Here is a 19360-nt window from a genome sequence, read left to right as displayed (position 1 = left end):
CCGCCCCATTTTAACGGGAGGCCCAAAGGGGGTCTAGGTAGGGCCTGGGGTCCAGGGGGGTGCCGTAGCGGTAGATGCTGTAGTGGAGATGCGGGCCGGTGGAGCGGCCCGTGGAGCCCACGTACCCCAGGACCTGCCCCTTCTCCACCCTCTGCCCGGGGCGCACCGCCAGGCGGGAAAGGTGGCCATAGAGGCTCTGGTACCCTTGCGCATGGTCCAGGAGGACGGCGAGGCCATAGGCCCCCATCCAGCCGGCCCGGGCCACCACCCCGCTTCCCGTGGCGTAGACGGGGGCACCATAAGGGGCGGAGAGGTCCAGGCCGTCGTGGAATTCATACCCCGGGCCGAAGGGGTTCTTGCGCATGCCGAAGAAGGAGGTGATCCCCTCGTAGCCCCTCAGGGGCAGGCCCCGGGGGAGGCTTCGCTCCACCTCCAGGGTCCTTTCCAGGGCCGGCGCCACCTCCTTAAGCTGGTTCTTTAAGTCCAGGACCTCGGCCCGCACCTCCGCCCAGCCCGCCAGGGACTCCTCGGGGGAGGCCGCCACAGCCCCGCCCCCCTGGCCCCCTTCCTGGTAGCGCACGGGAAGGGCGTTCAAGGGGGAAAGCCCCGCCCGGCGGCGGAGCTCCTCTATGGCCTTCTTGATCTCCTCAAGCTCCTTCTTGGTGCGCCTGGCCTCCTCCGAAAGGGCCCCGTTTTTGGTCCGTTCCGCCTCGAGGGCCAGGGAAAGCCGCCGGACCTCCTGGGAAAGGGCCTGGAGGCGAACCTCCAGAGTTCGGGCCTCCCGGCTCTTGTGCCAGAGGTAGAGGTTGGCCCCGGTCCAAAGGGTTAAGAGGACCAGGAAGAGGGCCACGGCCCACCCCGGCAGGGACACCGCCCGGCTCCCCCCACCGCTTCGGGCAAGGAGAAGGGTATAGCGCACGGGCCTCCTAGCCTGCCGCTTCATCCGGAAGAGTATACCCTGTACATCCTACCCCACCGCCACCCGCCCCGCGCAACCCCATATCGGCCTCAGGGCACAGCATCCAGGACCAGGGGCAGGGGGCTTGCCGAAAGCCCCAGCTGGAAGGCCTCCCTTAAGTGGGCCAGGGCTTCCTCCAAACCCTTCCCGCGGTGGTAGACCAGGGCCAGGGCCTCCCCCCTTTCCACCCGGTCCCCGGGCTTTTTCAGCAGATAGACCCCCACCCCGTGGTCGATGGCCTCCCCCTTCTTCTTGCGCCCGCCCCCCAGGGCCAAGACCGCCAGGCCCACCCGGTAGGCATCCACCTCCTGCACCACGCCCTCCTCCTCCGAGAAGAGGGGAAGCTCCTCCCCCAGGGGAAGCAGGGAGAAGTCCTCCGCCACCCGGGGGTTTCCCCCCTGGGCCTCGAGGAAAGCCTGGAACCTTTCCAGCGCCTTGCCGCTCTCCCAGGCCCTACGGGCCAGGCCCGGGTCCAGTCCCTCAAGCCTTAAGGCCTCCTCCGCAAGGCGCAGGGCCACCCCCAAGAGGTCTTCTGGGCCCTTCCCCTTCAGGGTCTCTATGGCCTCCCGGACCTCTATGGCGTTCCCCACCGCCCGGCCCAGGGGGGCCTCCATGCTGGTGAGGAGGGCCCTCACCCGGCGGCCCGCCCCCTGACCGATCTCCACCATGGTCTTGGCGAGAAGCCAGGCTTCCTCCTGGGTCTTCATGAAGGCCCCCTTGCCCACCTTTACGTCCAATACGATGCTCCTGGCCCCGGCCGCCAGCTTTTTGCTCATGATGGAGCTGGCGATCAAGGGGATGCTCTCCACGGTGGCGGTCACGTCCCTTAGGGCGTAAAGCTTGCCGTCCAAGGGGGCCAGGTCCGGGCTTTGGGCGGCGATGACCAGGCCGATGCGCTCGGCCCTTTCCAGAAACTCCCCTTCCGTCATCTCCCCCCGCCAGCCCGGCACCGACTCCAGCTTGTCGATGGTCCCCCCGGTGTGGGCCAGACCCCGGCCCGACATCTTGGCGAAGGTGCACCCCGCCGCCGCCAGGATGGGCCCCACCACCAGGCTCACCTTGTCCCCCACCCCCCCGGAGGAGTGCTTGTCCACGGGGTGGGGCAGGTGGGAGAGGTCCAACACCTTTCCGGAATAGGCCATGGTTTCCGTAAGCCAAAGGGTTTCCTCCGGGTCCAGGCCCCTCAGAAAGGCTGCCATGAGCCAGGCGGAAACCTGGTAGTCCGCCACCTCTTCCCTTAGGTAGCCTTCGAGGAAGGCCTTCAGGTCCTCCCGCCTGTGCTTCAGACCCTCCCGCTTCTCGCGGATGAACTGAACCGGGTTCATGCCCCCATGCTACGCTAGGGCTATGGCCCAGCGGTACCGGTTTGGCATCGAGGAATTCGAGCGCCTCTTCCAGGGGGTCACGGGGGTGGAACTTCTGGACGGGGAGGTGTACCAGATGAGCCCTATCGGTCCGAAGCATGCGTTGGTCGTGGCCCATTTGGTTAAGCGGCTCACCGAGGCTCTGGGGAACCAGGCCCTGGTATGGCCGCAAAATCCCGTGCGCCTGCCCCCGGGCTCCGAGCCCCAGCCCGATATCACCCTCCTCAAGCCCAAGGACTACTGGGAGGCCCTCCCCAGCGCCGAGGACATCCTGCTCCTGGTGGAGGTTTCCGAGTCCAGCCTGGACTACGACGGGAACGTAAAGCTTCCCCTTTATGCCCGCTCGGGAATCCCTGAGGTGTGGATTCTGGACCTCTCGGACAACCGCCTCCACGTCTTCCGCCACCCCAAGGAGGGCCTTTACACGGAACACCGCATCCTTCTCCCAGGCGAGGAAGCCGAACCCCTCCACTTCCCTGGGGTGCGCATTCCCTGGCTGACCCTAAATGCGTGGTAATCTGGTGACCGATGGGCAAGCGGAAATCCAAGAGGAGGGAGATGGGTCACGGGCACAGCCCGCACCTTGAAGGCGAAGGGCTCAGCTTGGATCCTCGGGACCGCCCCCTCTATACCCTGCGCGAAGCCGCCCGTTACCTAGGCATCCCCCCAGCCACCCTGCACACCTGGGTACGCGGGCGAAGTTACGCTACCCATCATGGGGAAAAATGGTCTACCCCGCCCATCGTCCCCCCGCAAGGAGGCTCCCTCCTCTCCTTTCACAACTTGGTGGAAGCCAATGTCCTCGCCGCATTAAGAGAGGAACATCGCATCTCCATGGCCAAAATCCGCCGCATGGTGGAGTATGCCAAGGAACATCTAGGAGTCACCCGCCCGCTCCTGCTTGACCTGAAAACCGGTCTAGGGGATGTTTTCATTAAGGATCCTGAGGGATTGCTGTCTTTAACCCGTTCTGGTCAGCTAGCCCTAGAGGAAATCCTGGAACGCTATTTGGCCAGGGTAGATCGGGATGTCTGGGGAAGGCCTCTTCGCTTCCATCCCCCCGTAGCCGGACAAATACGGAGCGACCGAATCGTATTGGACCCAGAAGTAGCCTTCGGCGCGCCCACGGTGAAAGGCGTTCGAACCCGCATCATCGCACTTCGTTACGATTCCGGTGAAACCCCGGAGTTCCTAGCCGAAGACTACGGCCTTAGTGTAGAAGACGTAAAGAAAGCTGTGGTTTTCGAGGGTAGGGCTGCGTGAAACCTACCTATTTTTGCGACCGGAATCTTGGCCGAAACTTCCCCATGTGACTACGAGAGCTCGGGCTTACTGTGGAGCCCCACGATGAGCACTTCCGACAAGAAGAGCGAGATGAAGTTTGGATCCCCCATGTAAGCCAACAAGGGTGGGTGATCCTAACTCTGGACGAAAGGATCCGCTTCAACAAGGTAGAAAAGACCACGCTTTTAGCGTATGGAGCTAGGGTGATCCTCCTGCCCAACCCCAACCAGCGCACGCCAGGCTGGCTTCTTCAAGTTGCTGAAGAATTTGCAAAAGCCCAAGCCCAAGTTGAGCGCTTCTTAAACAAAACCTCTCCTCCCTTTGTGGCTCGATTCCAGGTCATTCACAAAGGGAATAGGAAACGCTATGGTCTAAAGCACCTAGGCCCCTAGTACGCCTGCCCCGTGGCCTTGGTGAGGAGGAGCCTGAACTCATGGGGGCTGGTGGCGGCGGAAAGGGCGTCCTCCAGGGAGATGAGCCCTTGGGTGTAGAGCTCCACCAAATGCTGGTCGAAGGTGTGCATCCCGTGGATGGAGCCCTCCATCATGGCCTCCTTGATCTGGGGGGTCTTGTCCTCATCCTTGATGAGCTCCCGCACGTAGGGGGTGGCGATGAGGACCTCGAGGGCCAAAACCCTCCCCTTCCCGTCCGCCCGGGGCAGGAGGCGCTGGGAGAGGATGCCGAGAAGGGACTCCGCCAGAAGGATGCGCACCTGCTGGTGCTCGTGCAGGGGGAAAAACTCGATGATGCGGTTGATGGTCCGCCCGGCGTCCAGGGTGTGCAGGGTGGAAAGCACCAGGTGCCCCGTCTGGGCCGCCATGAGGGCGGCCTCCACCGTTTCCTTGTCCCGCATCTCCCCGATCAGGATCACGTCCGGGTCCTGGCGCATGGCGTACTTGAGGCCCGAGTAGAAGCTATCCGTGTCCAGCCCCACCTCCCGCTGGACCACCAGGCTCTTCTTGTGCTTGTGCAAGAACTCTATGGGGTCTTCTATGGTGATGATGTTCTTGGCGTAGTGCAGGTTGATATGGTCGATGAGGGCCGCCAGGGTGGTGCTCTTCCCCGAACCCGTGGGCCCGGTGACCAGGATGAGCCCCCGCTCCTTGGCGGCCAGCCCCTCCATCACCTCCCGGGGCAGGCCCAGGACCTCGAAGCTGGGGATGACCTCGGAAACCACCCGCATCACCAAGCCGAAGCTTCCCCTCTGCCTCAGAAGGTTGCAGCGGAAGCGGGCCACCCCGGGGATGGTGTAAGCGAAGTCCAGCTCCTTGCGGTACTCCACCTCCTCCCACTGCTCCGGGGTGAGGAGGGCTTTGGCGATGGCCTCGAGGTCCTTGGGGGTCAGGGGCCGGTTGCCAAAGGGCTTCAGCTTCCCGTCCACCCGGATCACGGGCGGGGCCCCCGCCTGCAGGTGGATGTCCGAGGCCCGGGCCTGGACCATGGCCTTGAACATCTCCAAGAGGCTCTGCTTGCCCTCCTGGGGAGAAGCCTCGCTCATGGGTACACCTCCAGGTTATCGATCAGGCGCACCTCAGGGAAGCGGCCCGCCACAATCCCCCTGGCCCCGGGGACAAAGCGGGAAAGAGGAAGGAGGGTCTCGGGGTGAACGATGGCCAGGTAGTCAGGCTGGAACTGGGGAACCTCCCTAAGCACCTCCTCCCCCCTCCCCAAGGCCTCGGCCACGCCTTCCCCCCTTAAGGCCGCTTCCCGCATGGCCTCCAGGGCCCGGTAAAGCACCACGGCCTCCTTGCGCCTTTCCGGGGAAAGGTACACGTTGCGGCTGGAAAGGGCAAGCCCATCCTCCTCCCGCACCGTGGGCACCCCCACCACTTCCAGGGGAAAGCCCATGTCCCGGACCATCTTGCGGATCACCAGAAGCTGCTGGTAATCCTTCTCCCCGAAGTAGGCCCGGTCCGGCCCCACCAGGAGGAAAAGCCTGGCCACCACCGTGGCCACCCCCTGGAAATGGCCGGGGCGCACCGCCCCCTCCCAAAGGGCCGTGAGGGGACCCTCCACGCTGACCCGGGTGGAGAAGCCCGCCGGGTACATCTCCTCCACGCTGGGGGCGAAGAGGAGGTCCACCCCCGCCTCCTCCAAAAGGGCTTGGTCCCGCTTCAGGTCCCGGGGGTAGCGGTGGTAGTCCTCCCCCGGGCCAAACTGCAGGGGGTTCACGAAGATGGAGACCACCACAAAGGGGTTCTCCTTCCGGGCCCTCTCCACCAGGGCCAGGTGCCCCCGGTGGAGGTAACCCATGGTGGGGACAAACCCCACCCCCTCCCGGGGGAGGGCCTGCCTTAGCTCGGCCACGGTGTGCGCCACCTTCACGGGCCCCAGTATACTTTCCCCGTGGGCAAGAAGAAGCGCGAGGAAAAGCTCAAGAAGAAAGCCCTGAAGGAATGGGAGGAAAGGCGGCCCAAGACCTTTCGGGAAGCCCTTAAGTACTTTCCCGGGGTCTTCCTCCGCACCACCTTGGTTATGGTGGCGGCCACCTTCCTTCTCATCGCCGTTGCCGCCTTGGGTTTAGCCTGGGCCCAAAGCTTCTGGTTCCAGCTCCTCGTCTACCTGGGGTTTTACCTCCTCTTCCAGCGCTTCATCATGGGGCCTTTAGCCCCACCCCGGATAAAATGAGGGCAGATGGCCGAGCCCGCGGAAGTCCAACACCTCCTGACCCTCGAGGCCTACCTGGAGGAGGCCCGAACCCTGTGCGCCACGAGCTGGTCCGGGGCTTCCCCCGGGCCCGGGAAAAGGGGTGCCGGGTCCATGCGGCCCCCGACACCGCCTACTGCCCCCATCTCATGGGGGTTTGCGGCTCCCCCGGGGAAAACCCCTTTTGGGAAGAACGCCCTTGCCTGGTCCTGGAGGTCCTCTCCCCTTCCACAGAGGCCCAGGACCGCTGGGAGAAGATGCGGGCCCATCTGAATCTGGAAAGCCTCCAGGCCTATCTGCTCCTGGACCCGGAAAGGAAGAGCCTCGAAGGGTACTTCCACGGGGGGAAGGGCTTCAGCCTGAAGCGCTACGCCGGCGGCCAGGTGCCCCTCCCTGCCTGGACATGTCCCCGCACCTAGAAGCCATCTACTCGGCCCTGGACTAAGTACCCCGTCGTGGCTTGCGCCACGACGGGGACCCCAAAAAGGCCATGGGCACGCTGTATCCACCCTTGCCGATGAAGCAACCTTCCTGCGTGAGCACTTAGGTGCAGGGCCTGGGCCCTCATATCCTCTCGGCGTCCGCCCAGAACCCCTCCAGGTCGTAGTACTCCCGGGCCTCGGGGGTCATGAGGTGGACCACCACCTCCCCGTAGTCCAGGACCACCCAGCGGGGGCTCTGCCCCTCCGTGGGCCGGGGGCGAAGCCCCTCCTCCTCCAGCTTCTCCTGCACGTGGCGCTCCAGGGCCTGGAGGTGGGGGGTGCTGGTGGCGCTGGCCAAGACGAAGTAGTCCAGGCTCTCGGACACCGCCCGGAGGTCCAGGGCCACCACCTTTTCCGCTTTCTTTTCCCAAAGGAGATCCTTGATCCTCGCTACCAGCTCCACTGCCTCGAGGGTCTTTACCATCTGGCCCTATTGTACCAGGTCCCGCCCGAGCTCCACCACCACCCCGGGAACCGGCCCGTGGGGCGCAAGAAGGGGCAGGTGGAAAAGTTCAGCGAAGTAGCTTCCGGCCTCGAGGTCCTTGGTGTAGACCGCGCTCTGCGCCACCTCCGCCTCCTCCACCTGGGCCTCGATTCCCTCCCGGGCAAGAAGGGCTTGGCCCCAAAGGACCAGGCTCCTTTCCCCCCTCAGGCGCACGGGAACCTGGGGCGGGGAGGAAGGCGGGGCCATACCCAGGAAGGGGGCCAGGACCTGGGCCCGGGCTTCCTCGTCCACCAAGAGGAAGGTCCCCCTCCCCTCCCGGGTGGGCAGGGTGGCCACGGAAAGCCTTAGGCCCTGGACCCCGGGCAGATAGGCCAAAACCTCCTCCAGGGAAAGATCGGTGTCCAGCTCCCGCCAGGCCTCCCTTAGGGCCAGGGCCAAGGCCGGCCAGGTGCGGGGGTTCTGGGCCTTCTTGAGCACCTGGGAAACCACTCCCTTGATGCGGTCCAACCGGGCGTAATCCCCCAGGGCGTCGTGGCGGAAGCGCATGTACCGCACCGCTTCCTCCCCGTTTAGGTGAAGCCTTCCCGCGGGGAAGTCGATGAAAAGCCTCGCCGCCCGGTCGGTGTAGCGCATGGGGCGCTCCAGGTAGACCTCCACCCCCTCCACGGCGTCCACCACCCGGGCCACGCTTTCCAGGGTGAGGATGAGGTGCCTTTCCACCACCAGCCCCGTGGCCTCCGCCACCGCCTGCTTCAAAAGCTCCGCCCCACCCCGGGCGTAGGCGGCGTTGATCTTCCCCCCCACCAGGGGGCTGTAGAGATCCCGGGGCAGGGCCAAGGCCTTCACCTCCTGCCCCGCCAGCCGCACGTAGAAGATGGTGTCCGTTCGGCTTCCCGGGCCGCAGGGGGTGTGGTAGCCACAGTACTCGATGTCCCGGGCCGCCACCACCAGCCCCAGTTCAGGAAGCGCCCCAACCCGCTTGGGCCGCACCGCCTCCCCCTCTTGCCCCCGGGGCCAGGAAAGGGCCACCCCTAGGGCGAAGAGGCTCAGGGCCAACAGGAGGAAGGAGGTCCTAGGGCGCATGGAGCAGGCTCTGGTACACCGCCAGGGTCCTCGGGTGGACGGGAATCCCCTTGCCCTTAAGGTACTCCACCTTGTTGCGCACCGCCTGGCGGTAGGCCTCGAGGAGCCTCCCCGAAAGGCCGAGCTCCCGGATCTCCCCGTTCACCCCCCGGCCCGGCTCGGACACGTCGGCGATGTAAAGGGCCATGCCGACGCCGTTTTTAGGGTCCACCCCGTACACGTGCCCCTCCACCGCCTCCAAAACCTCCTCGTCCTTTACCCCCCAGGCCTCGGCCAGAACCCGGGCCGCCCGGCCGTGGAGGGAAAGAGGATGGCCCCTTTCCACCTCGTTCTCCGGGGGGGCCAGCCTAAGGAGCTCCCCCTCCCCCAGGTCCCGGGCGGCGTCGTGGAGAAGCCCCGCCAGGTAAGCCCGCTCCCCATCCAGGCCGTTTTTAATGGCGATCTCCCGGGCCAGAGCCGCCACCCTCTGGATGTGCGCCCACCTTTCCGGCCGGACCAAGGCCTTTACCCTCTCCTCCAGCTCAGCGGTAGAGACCGTGCTTTTCAAGGTACACCTCCACGGACCTGGGCACCCAGAAGCGGATGCTCTCTCCTTCCCGGATCCGCCTCCGGATCTCCGTGCTGGATATCCCCACCTCGGGCACCAGCAAAGGCACCACGGGCACCGGCATCCCCTCCAAGGGGTAGCCGGGCCGGGCCACCGCCACCAGGGTGGCGAGCTCCGGAAGCCTCCTCCCCTCCTTCCAGGTGAGGACATCCCGGTAGGCGTCCGCCCCGGTGATGAAGAAGAGCTCATCCTCCGGGAAAAGCCTCCGGGCCTCCCTTAGGGTGTCCACGGTGTAGCTTGGGCCCAGCCGGTCCAGCTCCAGCCTCGAGGCCAAGAACCCCTTCTCCTCCGCCGTGGCCAGGAGGACCATCTCGTAGCGGGCCTCCGGGGGCGCCACCGGGGTCTTGTGGGGGGGACGAGCCGCCACCACGAAGAGGACCCGGTCCAGCCCCAAGGCCGCCCGGGCCTCTGCCGCCGCCAAAAGGTGCCCCAGGTGGATGGGATCGAAACTCCCGCCGAAAAGGCCTATGCGCAAGGTTCAACCCCCATCGTCAAGCTGCCTTTATCCCGGAATGTACTCAAACTCCCGCCCCCCAATCCGCACGATATCCCCCGCCCGCACCCCCTTGGCCTTGAGGGCCGCCTCCACCCCCTGGCGCCGGAAGACCTCCTGCAGGTAGCCCGCCGCCTCGGTGAGATCCCCCTTGAGCCGGCTCAGGTACCGCTCCAGGGCAGGGGAACGCACCTCGTACACCCCCTCCTCCAAAGGCACCACCTCCACCCCTGCCTCCACGAGAGCCCTGGGAGCCGGCCTGGGAAGCTCGGGGGCCGGGGTGGCCTTCACCAGGCTGAGGAGGGCTTCCTTCAAAGCCCCCAGACCCTCCCCCGTGAGGGCGCTCACCGGCAGGACGGGAAGCCCCTCCTGGGCCAGCTCCGCCACCCTCTCCCCCACCTCCTTGGGGGTGAGGAGGTCCACCTTGTTCAAGGCGATGAGGCTAGGCCGCCTGAGGAGGGCGGGGTCGTAGGCCTCTATTTCCCTGCGCAGGGTGCGGAAGGTTTTTAAGGGCGCATCGGCAGCGTCCAGAACGTAAAGCAACACCCGGGTGCGGGCGATGTGGCGCAAGAACTCCAGGCCCAAGCCCTTTCCCTGGCTTGCCCCCTCGATGATCCCGGGGATATCCGCCAGGGTGAAGCGCTCCCCCTCTCCCCCCACCTCCACCACCCCCAGGTGGGGGGAGAGCGTGGTGAAGGGGTAGGGGGCGATCTTGGGGTGGGCCCGGGTGGTGGCGGCGAGGAGGCTACTCTTCCCCGCATTGGGGTAGCCCACCAGTCCCACGTCGGCGATGAGCATGAGCTCCAGCCTCAGGCGGCGCCTCTCCCCTTCCTCCCCCGCTTCGGCAAAGCGGGGCGCCTGGCGGGTGGGGGTGACGAAGTGCATGTTTCCCCGGCCTCCCTCGCCCCCCTTGGCCACCAGGAGGACCTGGCCCTCCTCCGTGAGATCCCCGAGAAGCTCTCCGGTATCCGCATCGAAGACCCGGGTTCCCCGGGGCACCTCTATGTAAAGGTCCTGCCCGGCCCGGCCGTGCTGTCCGCTTCCCTTGCCGTGCTCCCCGTCCTCCGCCTTGTAGGTGCGCTTGGAAAGCTCCGAGAGGGAGTCCACGCTTCCCCTGGCCCGGAGGTAGACGCTACCCCCACGCCCCCCATCCCCCCCGTCAGGGCCCCCTTTAGGCACAAACTTCTCCCGGCGGAAAGAGATGGCACCGTCGCCACCCCTGCCGGCGACGACGGTGATCGTCAGGACATCCCGGAACATCCAGACCGCCCCTTGGGCCTACGCCAAGGGACGCACGTGCACGTAGCGGCCCAGCCGCCCCTTATCCTGGAACTCCACCACCCCGTCCACCAGAGCGAAGAGGGTGAAGTCCCGGCCCATGCCCACGTTCTTGCCGGGCTTGAACTGGGTGCCCCGCTGGCGGACCAGGATGTTACCCGCCCTCACCACCTGGCCTCCATACCGCTTCACCCCAAGGCGTTTGGCCTGGGAGTCCCGACCGTTTTTGGTGGAACCCAAACCCTTTTTATGTGCCATGGCTCACCCCTGAATCTCCTTGATGAGGATCTCCGTGTAGGGCTGGCGGTGGCCCTTCTTCCTCCGGTACTGCACCTTGGCCTTGAAGCGGGAGATGGTGATCTTCTTGCCCTTGCCGTGAGCGAGCACCTCCGCCACCACCTTGGCCCCCTCCACGAGGGGAGCCCCCACCACCGTCTTCTCGCCCCCCAGGAGGAGGACGGGAAGTGTGACCTCGCTTCCGGGCTCGGCCTCGAGCTTCTCCACCCTCAGCTTCAGCCCGGGCTCCACCCGGTATTGCTTGCCACCGGTCTTGACGATCGCGAACATGGTTTCCCCTTCCCAAAGCCCCCGAAGGGGCTACCGGCTTTCCACTATACCCAAGGCCCTGGATTCCTGCAAGCCAAAACCCCCCTTGCGGGGGGCTTTCTTGGTGGAGCCGAGGGGATTCGAACCCCTGACCTCCTCAATGCCATTGAGGCGCGCTCCCAACTGCGCCACGGCCCCAGGCAACGCCTATGGTACCGAGGGGGAAGGCTTTTGTCAACGGGTCCAGAGGCCGATCACCAGGGCCAGGGCCACGAAGATAACCCCCAGGAGGATGGTCAGGCGGTAGAGGCCGCCCGTGACCCCGCGGGCGGAAAAGAGGTCCGCGGAAGCCCCCATGAGGTCCCCGGCACCCTGCTTGGGCTCCTGCACCAGGACCAGGTAGACCAAAAGCCCCGCCACGCCCAGGTAAAGAAGGATGACCAAGGTGTAAAGGAAGTCCATACCCCTACCACTTTAGCGCAGGGCGAAGGGCGTGTCCACCCGGGCGCGGTATAAAGAGGTGTGCAGCTTGCCGAGATCCATGCCGCCTACCGGCGCATCCGCCCCTACATCCACCGCACCCCCCTCCTCACCTCGAGGCTCCTGGATGGACTCCTGGGAAAGCGCTTGCTTCTAAAAGCCGAGCACCTGCAGAAGACGGGAAGCTTCAAGGCCCGGGGAGCCCTTTCCAAGGCCCTGGCCCTGGAAAACCCCAAGGGGCTTCTTGCGGTGAGCAGCGGCAACCACGCCCAGGGGGTGGCCTACGCCGCCCGGATCCTGGGGGTCAAGGCCCTGATCGTCATGCCCGAGGAGGCAAGCCCCGTTAAGAAGGAGGCCGCTCGGGCCTACGGGGCCCAGGTGGCGGACCAAGGGGTTACGGGGGAAAACCGGGAGGAGGTGGCCAGGGCCCTCCTGGAGGAAACCGGCTACGCCTTCATCCACCCCTTTGACGATCCCTTGGTCATGGCCGGCCAGGGCACCGCCGGGCTGGAACTCATGGCCCAGGCGGGGGAGCTGGGCCTTTTCCCGGAAGCGGTCCTGGTCCCGGTGGGGGGAGGGGGGCTCATCGCCGGGGTAGCCACAGCGGTGAAGGCCCTCTCCCCAAGCACCCTGGTCCTGGGGGTGGAGCCCGAAGGGGCGGACGACGCCAGAAGGAGCCTGGAGCGGGGCGAAATCGTGCGCCTCCAAGAAGCCCCCAAAACCCGGGCGGACGGGGTAAGGACCCTGGCTTTGGGCCAGCGCACCTTTCCCATCCTTCAGAAGAGGGTGGACGCCATCCTCACCGTGAGCGAGGAGGCCATCCTGGAAGCCGAGGGCCTCCTCTTCAGCCGCACGAAGCAGGTGGTGGAGCCCACCGGGGCCCTCCCCTTGGCTGCCGTGCTGGAGCATGGGAAAGGGCTTCCTGAGGTCCTAGCCCTCCTCCTTTCGGGGGGAAACCGGGGGTTTTGCCCCGCCCTCTAGGTCCAGGGCTTATCCTTGAAAATCCAGCATTGCCATGCTGCACTTTCAAGGGCGATACTCCACCGCCTAAAGCCCACCCTCGAGGAGCCCCTGCACCAGGTGCCCGGGGTGGTGCTCACCGGCGCCCGGTAGGCGGGGAAGACCACCCTGGCCCTGGAGGTGGGGGAAAGGCTCGGAACTCTACCTGGAAGGCCATCTCCACCGCCTGGCCATCCTGGACGAGGTGCACCGGATGCCCGAGCTCTTCCCTTTCCCCACGGGTATCCTGTGGGCCGTGGAGGTGAAGCAAAGCCTGGTACCCAAGCCCTCCCGGGGCTTCCACCAGGCCCTGGCGGACCTCAGGCCCCAGGCTGCCTTTGTGGTGTACCCAGGGGAGGAAGCCTACCCGCTGGCCCCAGGAATCCTGGCCACCCCTTTACCCCAGTTGATGCGGCGGCTTTGGAGCCTGGCCACCCAAGGCGGGACTTCTTTCCCTGGAAAGGCGGGGTAAGCTTAGCCCGTGATCGTCAAGGAAACGCTTCTACCCATAGAGGAAGTGGCCGGCAAGCTGGGCTTGGGCCGGGATAGGCTCTACCTCTACGGCCCCCACATGGCCAAGGTCCTGGGGGAGCCCCCTAAGGCCAAGGGGAAGCTGATCCTGGTCACCGCCATCACCCCCACCCCAGCCGGGGAGGGCAAGACCACCACCGCCATCGGCCTGGTGGATGCCCTATGGAGGCTGGGGAAGAAGGCGGCCTTGGCCCTCCGGGAGCCCTCCTTGGGCCCCGTCTTCGGGGTGAAGGGCGGGGCCACGGGAGGCGGGAGGGCGCGGGTGGAGCCCCGGCACGAGATCAACCTGCACTTCACCGGGGACTTCCATGCGGTGACCAGCGCGGTGAACCTCTTAAACGCCCTTTTGGACAACCACCTGCACCAGGGAAACGAGCTCGGGATCGACCCCAGGCGCATTGAGCTCAAGCGGGCCATTGACATGAACGACCGGGCCTTAAGGCACATCGTCCTGGGCCTGGGAGGGAGGGCCCACGGGGTTCCCCGGGAGGGAGGGTTTGAGCTCACCGTGGCCAGCGAGGTTATGGCCCTCATGAGCCTGGCCCGGGACTTCAAGGACTTAAAGAAGCGCCTGGGAAGGATCCGGGTGGGCTTCACCTACGGGGGAAAGCCCATCTACGCCCAGGACCTGGGGGCGGTGGGGGCCATGGCTGCCCTTTTACGGCAGGCCTTCCTCCCCAACCTGGTGCAGACGGCGGAGGGAAACCCCGCCTTCATCCACATGGGGCCCTTCGGCAACATCGCCCACGGCACCAACTCCCTGAGGGCAAGCCTCTTCGCCCTGGGCCTGGCGGACTACGTGGTGCAGGAGGCGGGGTTTGCCACGGATCTCGGCATGGAGAAGTTCATGAACGTGGTGGCCCGCACCGCGGGCCTGGTCCCCGAGGCGGTGGTGCTGGTGGCCACCATCCGGGCCCTCCGCTACCACGGGGGGCAGGATGCCTACGAGATGCCGGACCCCCAGGCGGTGGCCAGGGGCCTGGCCAACCTGGAAAAGCACGTGGAGAACGTGGAGCTATTCGGCTTCAAGCCAGTGATCGCCCTGAACCGTTTCCCCACGGACGCCGAGGAAGAGATCGCCCTGGTGCGGGAGTTCGCCCGGGAACGGGGCCTGCCCTTTGCCCTAAGCGAGGTCTACGCCAAAGGGGGGGAAGGAGGGTTGGAGCTGGCGGAGAAGGTCCTCGAGGCCCTCTCCCTGCCCCACGCCTACCGGCCCCTTTATCCCTTGGAGATGCCCCTCGAGGCCAAGGTGGAAACCATCGCCACCAGGATCTACGGGGCCGATGGGGTGGAGTGGAGCGAGGAGGCCAAGAAGGCCCTAAAGGCCGCCAAGAGGGAAGGGTGCGAGGCCTTGCCCGTGGTCATGGCCAAGGCGGCCACCTCCCTTTCCGACAACCCCAAGCTCCGGGGAAGGCCCCAGGGCTTTAGGGTGCGGGTCACGGACCTCCGCTGCCGGTTTGGAGCGGGGTTCGTGGTGGTCTACATGGGAGGGATTGAGACCCTGCCCGGCCTGCCCAAGGTGCCCCAGGCCCTGGGGATCGACGTGGACGAGGAAGGGAACATCCGGGGGATGGACTACTAAGTCCCCCGTCGTGGTTTGCGCCACGACGGGGGCCCCAGAACCCCCTAGTAGGGAGAAGATGGGCTTGCCCTTTTGCCGGGGTCCCCACCCGGACTTCGTCCGGGTGGGGTGGTATTAGACCCCGTGCCCGTCTGCCCGTTGCTTCTCCACAGGAAGCCCCGTGACCCCGTGGAAGGCCTCCACCTCCTCCAGGAAGCGGCGGAAGAGGTAGAGGGCGTCGTGGGGGCCGGGGGCGGCCTCGGGGTGGTACTGTACGGAGAAGACGGGGTAGCGGGCGTGGGCCATGCCCTCGAGGGTCCCGTCGTTCAGGTTGATGTGGGTGGGCTTGAACTCCTTCAGGGAGTCGATGTCCACCGCATAGCCGTGGTTCTGGCTGGTGATCTCGATCTTCCCCGTGAGGAGGTTCTTCACCGGGTGGTTGGCCCCCCGGTGGCCGAACTTCATCTTGTAGGTGCGCCCCCCCGCCGCCAGGGCCAAAAGCTGGTGCCCTAGGCAGATGCCGAAGGTGGGAAGTAGCCCCATGAGCTTCCAGATGGTCTCGTGGGCATAGCGGGGCATGGAGGGGTCGCCGGGGCCGTTGCTGATGAGGAGGCCATGGGGCTCGAGGGCCATGATCTGGTTGGCCGGGGTCTTGCCCGGCACCACGATGATCTCAAACCCCTGGGCCGCCAGGTTCTCCACGATGGCGTGCTTGATGCCGAAGTCCATGACCACGATGCGCCGCCCCGACTTCAGGGTGGGCCAGGCGTAGGGCAGGGGGGTGGAGACCTCGGGGGTCATGTCCCGCCCGTCGATGTCCGTCCAGGCCTTGGCCTCCTGACGGAGGGCCTCGAGCTCCTCCGGGGTGAAGGCATGCTTTGGGTCGCCAAAAAGGCTGGCGTGGGCGATGGTACCCTTGAGCACCCCACCTTCCCGGATCTTGCGCACCAGGGCCCGGGTATCGATCCCCTCGATCCCCACCACCCCGTAGAACTCCATGAACTCCTTAAGGGTCTGCTGGGCCCTGGGGTTAGAGGCGATGCGGCTGAACTCCTTGGCCACGAAGCCCTTCACCCAGGGGCGGTTACTCTGCATGTCGTAGACGTTGACCCCGTAGTTGCCCTGGTGGGGGTAGGTCATGACCACGATCTGCCCGTGGTAGCTGGGGTCGGTCATGATCTCCTGGTAGCCGGTCTGGGCGGTGTTGAAGACCACCTCCCCTACCGTCTTCCCCCGGGCCCCGAAGGCGTAGCCGTGGTAGACGGTGCCGTCCTCCAGGACCAAAACCGCCCGTTCCTTTACTCCAGCCATCCCTCCTCCAGGTAGCGGGTTAAGGTGCCCATCCCACCCATTCTAGCCCCCGAAGGCCCCCGGGGGAAGTCCCTTTATGACGGCGATCTCCCGGCAGTTCTCGTAGAAGGGGCAGGCGTTGCACTCGCTCCACACCTTAGGGGGTAGGGCCTCCCGGGTGGTGACCTGGTAGCCCAAGGAGCGGAAGAAGCCCACCTGGAGCGTCCAGGCGAAGACCCGGGGCAGGCCCAGGTCCCGGGCCTCCCGTTCCGCCCCCAGGACCAGCCAGCGCCCAAGCCCCTCCCCCTGCCGGTTGGGGTGCACCGCCAGGCCCCTAATCTCCGCCAGATCCCGCCAGAGCACGTGCAGGGCCACGGTGCCCACGATGTGGCCGTCCTCGTCCTCGAGGACCTGGAAGTCGCGGATGTTCTCGTAGAGGTGGCTGTGGCTCCGTACCAGCATCAGCCCCTTCTCCGCCCAGTAGCGGATGAGCCAGTAGATGGCGTCCACATCGGAAAGCCTGGCCTTCCTGAGCTCCACCGCCGCGTTGGGGCGCACCTCGGGCAGGGCCACCGTGGAAAGCTCCAGTCCCTTCACCTCAGTCAAGGCCTACCTCCTTCTTGGCCTCAGAAAGCCTTTCCCGCACCGCCTTGGGGGCCGTGCCCCCGAAGGAGCCCCGCCGGTGGATGGCGGTTTCCAGGCGGAGAAGCGGCAGGGCGTCCTCGGCGAAGAGGGGGTGGTGGGCCTTAAGCTCCTCCAGGGTGAGGTCCTTTAAGGCCCTTCCCTCCTCCAAAAGCTTCCGCACCAACCTGCCCACCGCGTGGTGGGCCTCCCGGAAGGGAAGCCCCTTCTCCGCCAGGTAGTCGGCCAGCTCCGTGGCCAAGGCATACCCCTCCTCCACCGCCCGCCACATCCGCTCCCGCTGCCACCTGAGCCCGGGAAGCAGGGCGGTGAGGAGCTTGAGGCTATCCCGGTAGGTGGCGAGGGCATCCAGAAGGGGTTCCTTGTCCTCCTGCAGGTCCTTGTTGTAGGCAAGGGGAAGCCCCTTCACCACCGTGGAGAGGGCCACCAGGGCCCCTAAGACCCTTCCCGCCTTGGCCCGGATGAGCTCCAGGATGTCCGGGTTCTTCTTCTGGGGCATGATGGAAGAGCCGGTGGCGAAGGCATCCGGCACCTCCACAAAGGCGAACTCCTCGGTGCTATAGAGGATGAGCTCCTCCGCCATCCGGGAGAGGTGGAGCATCCCGATATTCAAGGCGGAAAGCACCTCGAGGGCGAAGTCCCGGCTTGCCACCGCATCCAAGGAGTTCCGCATGGGAGCGGAAAAGCCGAGTTCCCGTGCGGTGTAGTGGCGGTCTATGGGGAAGCCCGTCCCCGCCAGGGCCGCAGCCCCCAGGGGGCTTTCGTTAAGGCGCTCCCTGGCATCCCTCAGCCTTCCCGCATCCCGGGAAAGCATCTCGTAGTAGGCCAAATACCAATGGGAGAGCAGAATGGGCTGGGCCCGCTGCAGGTGGGTGTAGCCGGGAAGGACGTGAAGGGGCTCGAGGTGCTGCTCGGCCTCCCGCACCAGAACCCGGCGCAGGCCCAAAAGGAGGGCCAGAAGCTCGTCTATGGCCCCCCGGAGGAAAAGCCGGAGATCGGTGGCCACCTGGTCGTTCCGGCTCCTCGCCGTGTGGAGCTTGCCCCCCGGTGGGCCCACGAGTTCGATGAGGCGGGCCTCCAGGTTCATGTGCACGTCCTCCAGTTCCTCCCGCCAAGGGAAGGTGCCCGCCTGGATCTCCTCCTCGATCCGGTCCAGGCCCCGGAGGATGGCCCTTAGCTCCTCCTCCGTGAGGAGGCCCACCTCGTGGAGCATGCGGGCGTGGACCCGGTTCTGAAAAAGGTCTTCCCGCCAAAGGGCCCGGTCAAAGGAAAGGGAGGCGTTGAAGCGGGCCGCGAGCGCATCCGGCCCCTCGGCGAAGCGGCCACCCCAGGTCCTATGCGCCATGCTCCCCCTTCCCCTTCTCCGCCATGGCCCGCACCCTCAGGCGCAGGGCGTTGATCTTGATGAAGCCCTCCGCGTCCTTCTGGTCGTAACCCCCCAGCTCGTCAAAGGAGACCAGGTCCTTCTGGTAAAGGCTTTTAGGGGCCTTGCGTCCCACCACGTAGACGTTCCCCTTGTAGAGCTTAAGCCGGGCCACCCCCGTGACGCTCTCGGCCACGTGGTCCAAGTAGGCCTGGAGGGCCTCCCGCTCCGGGGCGTACCAGAAGCCGTAGTAGACGAGCTCGGCGTACTTGGGGGCAAGCTGGTCCCGCTGGTGGAGCACCTCCCGGTCCAGGGTGAGGCTTTCCACCGCCCGGCGGGCGTGGTAGAGGAGGGTCCCCCCCGGGGTTTCGTAGACCCCCCGGGACTTCATGCCTACGAAGCGGTTCTCCACCAGGTCCACCCGGCCCACCCCGTGGCGGCCCCCGATCTCGTTGAGCCTCTGCAAAAGAGCTGCCGGGGAAAGCCTTTCCCCGTTCACCGCCACGGGATCCCCCCCGTGGAACTCCACCTCCACGTACTCGGGCTCGTCCGGGGCCTCTTCAGGGTCCACGGTCATGCGGAACATCCCCTTGGGGGGTTCGGCCCAGGGGTCCTCGAGGACCCCTCCCTCGTAGGAAATATGCAAAAGATTGGCGTCCATGGAATAAGGTTTTTCCTGGGTTACGGGAACCGGGATGCCATGGGCCTCCGCGTAGGCGATCATCTCCTGCCGGCCCTTGAAGCTCCACTCCCGCCAGGGAGCGATCACCCGGATGTCGGGCTTCAGGGCGTAAGCGGTGAGCTCAAAGCGCACCTGGTCGTTGCCCTTGCCCGTGGCCCCGTGGGCGATGGCCTCGGCCCCTTCCTCCTCGGCGATTTTCACCAGGTACTTGGCGATGAGGGGCCGGGCGATGGCGGTGCCCAGGAGGTAGTACCCCTCATACACCGCCCCCGCGCGGAACATGGGGAAGACGAAGTCCCGCACGAACTCTTCCTTCAGGTCCAAGGCGATGGCCTTGGAGGCCCCGGTTCTGAGGGCCTTCACCCGGGCCTCCTCCACCTCCTCCCCCTGGCCGATGTCCGCGGTGAAGGCGATGACCTCGGCCCCGTAGGTCTCCTTGAGCCACCTGAGGATAATGCTGGTGTCCAACCCGCCGGAGTATGCCAGGACGATCTTCATGCCAACCCCTAGTCTACCCCCTCGAGGGGGTACGCATAAGTATACAACACAGAACCGGGGCAGTGAACCCGGACAAACACATGTGAGACGCTGAAGGGGATAAAAAGATGGGGAACCGACCCTGCGGA

Annotated in this window: 23 protein-coding genes, 1 tRNA gene and 1 pseudogene; 8 read left to right on the top strand and 17 right to left on the bottom strand. The window is 65.9% G+C overall.

Annotated elements, in window-relative coordinates; translation table 11 throughout:
• Positions 1-10 precede the first annotated feature (10 nt).
• Both C2847_RS09060 and C2847_RS09055 read right to left on the bottom strand, forming a co-directional pair.
• Positions 11-943 (bottom strand): M23 family metallopeptidase, encoded by a 933-nt coding sequence (locus tag C2847_RS09060; RefSeq protein ID WP_105318053.1) that lies wholly within the window; start codon positions 941-943, stop codon positions 11-13.
• Positions 944-1008: 65 nt separating this feature from the next.
• Positions 1009-2283, bottom strand: coding sequence for a thymidine phosphorylase (locus C2847_RS09055; RefSeq protein ID WP_105318052.1), 1275 nt, complete (start codon positions 2281-2283; stop codon positions 1009-1011).
• A 22-nt stretch (positions 2284-2305) separates the two neighbouring features.
• Between C2847_RS09055 and C2847_RS09050 the strand changes: the two genes are divergently transcribed.
• The 3 genes and pseudogenes from C2847_RS09050 to C2847_RS09040 form a co-directional block, all read left to right on the top strand.
• Entirely contained in the window at positions 2306-2839 is a 534-nt protein-coding gene (locus tag C2847_RS09050; protein ID WP_105318051.1) for a Uma2 family endonuclease, read from the top strand.
• An 11-nt stretch (positions 2840-2850) separates the two neighbouring features.
• Complete coding sequence (locus C2847_RS12950) at positions 2851-3585, top strand: DUF433 domain-containing protein (protein ID WP_341865805.1); 735 nt, start codon at positions 2851-2853, stop codon at positions 3583-3585.
• Positions 3586-3653: 68 nt separating this feature from the next.
• A pseudogene (locus C2847_RS09040) lies at positions 3654-3998 on the top strand (PIN-like domain-containing protein); the annotation flags it as partial.
• On the opposite strand, the gene C2847_RS09035 reads toward C2847_RS09040, so the two are convergent.
• Both C2847_RS09035 and panC read right to left on the bottom strand, forming a co-directional pair.
• Positions 3995-5104, bottom strand: a complete 1110-nt coding sequence (locus C2847_RS09035; protein WP_105318050.1) for a type IV pilus twitching motility protein PilT — start codon at positions 5102-5104, stop codon at positions 3995-3997. The pseudogene C2847_RS09040 and the gene C2847_RS09035 sit on opposite strands and share 4 nt — an antisense overlap.
• Positions 5101-5931 (bottom strand): pantoate--beta-alanine ligase, encoded by an 831-nt coding sequence (panC, locus tag C2847_RS09030; protein WP_105318049.1) that lies wholly within the window; start codon positions 5929-5931, stop codon positions 5101-5103. The genes C2847_RS09035 and panC overlap by 4 nt, the downstream gene beginning before the upstream one ends.
• Before the next feature lie 21 nt (positions 5932-5952).
• Here panC and C2847_RS09025 point away from each other — a divergent pair, with 21 nt between their 5' ends.
• Both C2847_RS09025 and C2847_RS09020 read left to right on the top strand, forming a co-directional pair.
• Positions 5953-6234 (top strand): hypothetical protein, encoded by a 282-nt coding sequence (locus tag C2847_RS09025; protein WP_041438840.1) that lies wholly within the window; start codon positions 5953-5955, stop codon positions 6232-6234.
• Positions 6235-6308: 74 nt separating this feature from the next.
• Positions 6309-6671 carry a Uma2 family endonuclease gene (locus tag C2847_RS09020; protein ID WP_244187399.1) on the top strand — a complete coding sequence of 121 codons (363 nt, stop codon included), beginning with the start codon at positions 6309-6311 and terminating at the stop codon, positions 6669-6671.
• Positions 6672-6816: 145 nt separating this feature from the next.
• Here the strand turns inward: C2847_RS09020 and rsfS are convergent, their stop codons facing one another.
• The 9 genes from rsfS to secG form a co-directional block, all read right to left on the bottom strand.
• The gene (gene rsfS, locus C2847_RS09015; RefSeq protein WP_105318048.1) at positions 6817-7158 is read right to left on the bottom strand and encodes a ribosome silencing factor; all 342 of its coding nucleotides are present in this window, start codon (positions 7156-7158) and stop codon (positions 6817-6819) included.
• A gap of 6 nt (positions 7159-7164) precedes the next feature.
• The gene (locus C2847_RS09010; RefSeq protein ID WP_105318047.1) at positions 7165-8262 is read right to left on the bottom strand and encodes an LCP family protein; all 1098 of its coding nucleotides are present in this window, start codon (positions 8260-8262) and stop codon (positions 7165-7167) included.
• Positions 8252-8809, bottom strand: coding sequence for a bis(5'-nucleosyl)-tetraphosphatase (symmetrical) YqeK (gene yqeK / locus C2847_RS09005; RefSeq protein ID WP_105318046.1), 558 nt, complete (start codon positions 8807-8809; stop codon positions 8252-8254). Before yqeK ends, C2847_RS09010 begins: the two co-directional genes overlap by 11 nt.
• Positions 8784-9344 carry a nicotinate-nucleotide adenylyltransferase gene (gene nadD / locus C2847_RS09000; protein WP_105318045.1) on the bottom strand — a complete coding sequence of 187 codons (561 nt, stop codon included), beginning with the start codon at positions 9342-9344 and terminating at the stop codon, positions 8784-8786. Before nadD ends, yqeK begins: the two co-directional genes overlap by 26 nt.
• A 27-nt stretch (positions 9345-9371) precedes the next feature.
• Positions 9372-10622: a GTPase ObgE gene (gene obgE, locus C2847_RS08995; RefSeq protein ID WP_105318044.1), complete on the bottom strand. Its 1251-nt coding sequence runs from the start codon at positions 10620-10622 to the stop codon at positions 9372-9374.
• Between the two features lie 18 nt (positions 10623-10640).
• Positions 10641-10898, bottom strand: coding sequence for a 50S ribosomal protein L27 (gene rpmA, locus C2847_RS08990; RefSeq protein WP_015716231.1), 258 nt, complete (start codon positions 10896-10898; stop codon positions 10641-10643).
• A gap of 3 nt (positions 10899-10901) precedes the next feature.
• Positions 10902-11207, bottom strand: coding sequence for a 50S ribosomal protein L21 (gene rplU / locus C2847_RS08985; RefSeq protein ID WP_105318043.1), 306 nt, complete (start codon positions 11205-11207; stop codon positions 10902-10904).
• Between the two features lie 101 nt (positions 11208-11308).
• Positions 11309-11384: transfer RNA gene (locus C2847_RS08980), tRNA-Ala, on the bottom strand.
• A gap of 36 nt (positions 11385-11420) precedes the next feature.
• Positions 11421-11648 (bottom strand): preprotein translocase subunit SecG, encoded by a 228-nt coding sequence (secG, locus tag C2847_RS08975; RefSeq protein ID WP_015716208.1) that lies wholly within the window; start codon positions 11646-11648, stop codon positions 11421-11423.
• Positions 11649-11708: 60 nt separating this feature from the next.
• Here secG and C2847_RS08970 point away from each other — a divergent pair, with 60 nt between their 5' ends.
• The 3 genes from C2847_RS08970 (at position 11709) to C2847_RS08960 (ending at position 14778) form a co-directional block, all read left to right on the top strand.
• A complete protein-coding gene (locus C2847_RS08970; RefSeq protein ID WP_105318042.1) occupies positions 11709-12647 on the top strand; it encodes a threonine/serine dehydratase family protein in 939 nt (312 codons plus the stop codon).
• 232 nt (positions 12648-12879) lie between these two features.
• Positions 12880-13137, top strand: a complete 258-nt coding sequence (locus C2847_RS08965) for a hypothetical protein (RefSeq protein WP_208619949.1) — start codon at positions 12880-12882, stop codon at positions 13135-13137.
• A gap of 9 nt (positions 13138-13146) precedes the next feature.
• Positions 13147-14778, top strand: coding sequence for a formate--tetrahydrofolate ligase (locus C2847_RS08960; RefSeq protein WP_105318041.1), 1632 nt, complete (start codon positions 13147-13149; stop codon positions 14776-14778).
• 114 nt (positions 14779-14892) lie between these two features.
• Here C2847_RS08960 and carA read toward each other — a convergent pair whose 3' ends face one another.
• The 4 genes from carA to C2847_RS08940 are packed head-to-tail and all read right to left on the bottom strand — an operon-like array spanning position 14893 to position 19232.
• Entirely contained in the window at positions 14893-16068 is a 1176-nt protein-coding gene (carA, locus tag C2847_RS08955) for a glutamine-hydrolyzing carbamoyl-phosphate synthase small subunit (protein WP_105318040.1), read from the bottom strand.
• Positions 16069-16110: 42 nt separating this feature from the next.
• A complete protein-coding gene (locus tag C2847_RS08950; RefSeq protein WP_105318039.1) occupies positions 16111-16644 on the bottom strand; it encodes an N-acetyltransferase in 534 nt (177 codons plus the stop codon).
• Position 16645: 1 nt separating this feature from the next.
• Positions 16646-18034, bottom strand: a complete 1389-nt coding sequence (gene argH, locus C2847_RS08945; RefSeq protein ID WP_105318038.1) for an argininosuccinate lyase — start codon at positions 18032-18034, stop codon at positions 16646-16648.
• Complete coding sequence (locus C2847_RS08940) at positions 18024-19232, bottom strand: argininosuccinate synthase (RefSeq protein WP_105318037.1); 1209 nt, start codon at positions 19230-19232, stop codon at positions 18024-18026. Before C2847_RS08940 ends, argH begins: the two co-directional genes overlap by 11 nt.
• Positions 19233-19360 lie beyond the last annotated feature (128 nt).

This window comes from Thermus tenuipuniceus (assembly GCF_002964845.1).
Classification (GTDB): domain Bacteria; phylum Deinococcota; class Deinococci; order Deinococcales; family Thermaceae; genus Thermus; species Thermus tenuipuniceus.
The sequence above is the reverse complement of the archived record's forward strand: the minus strand, read 5'-3'. Positions and strand labels throughout refer to the sequence as shown.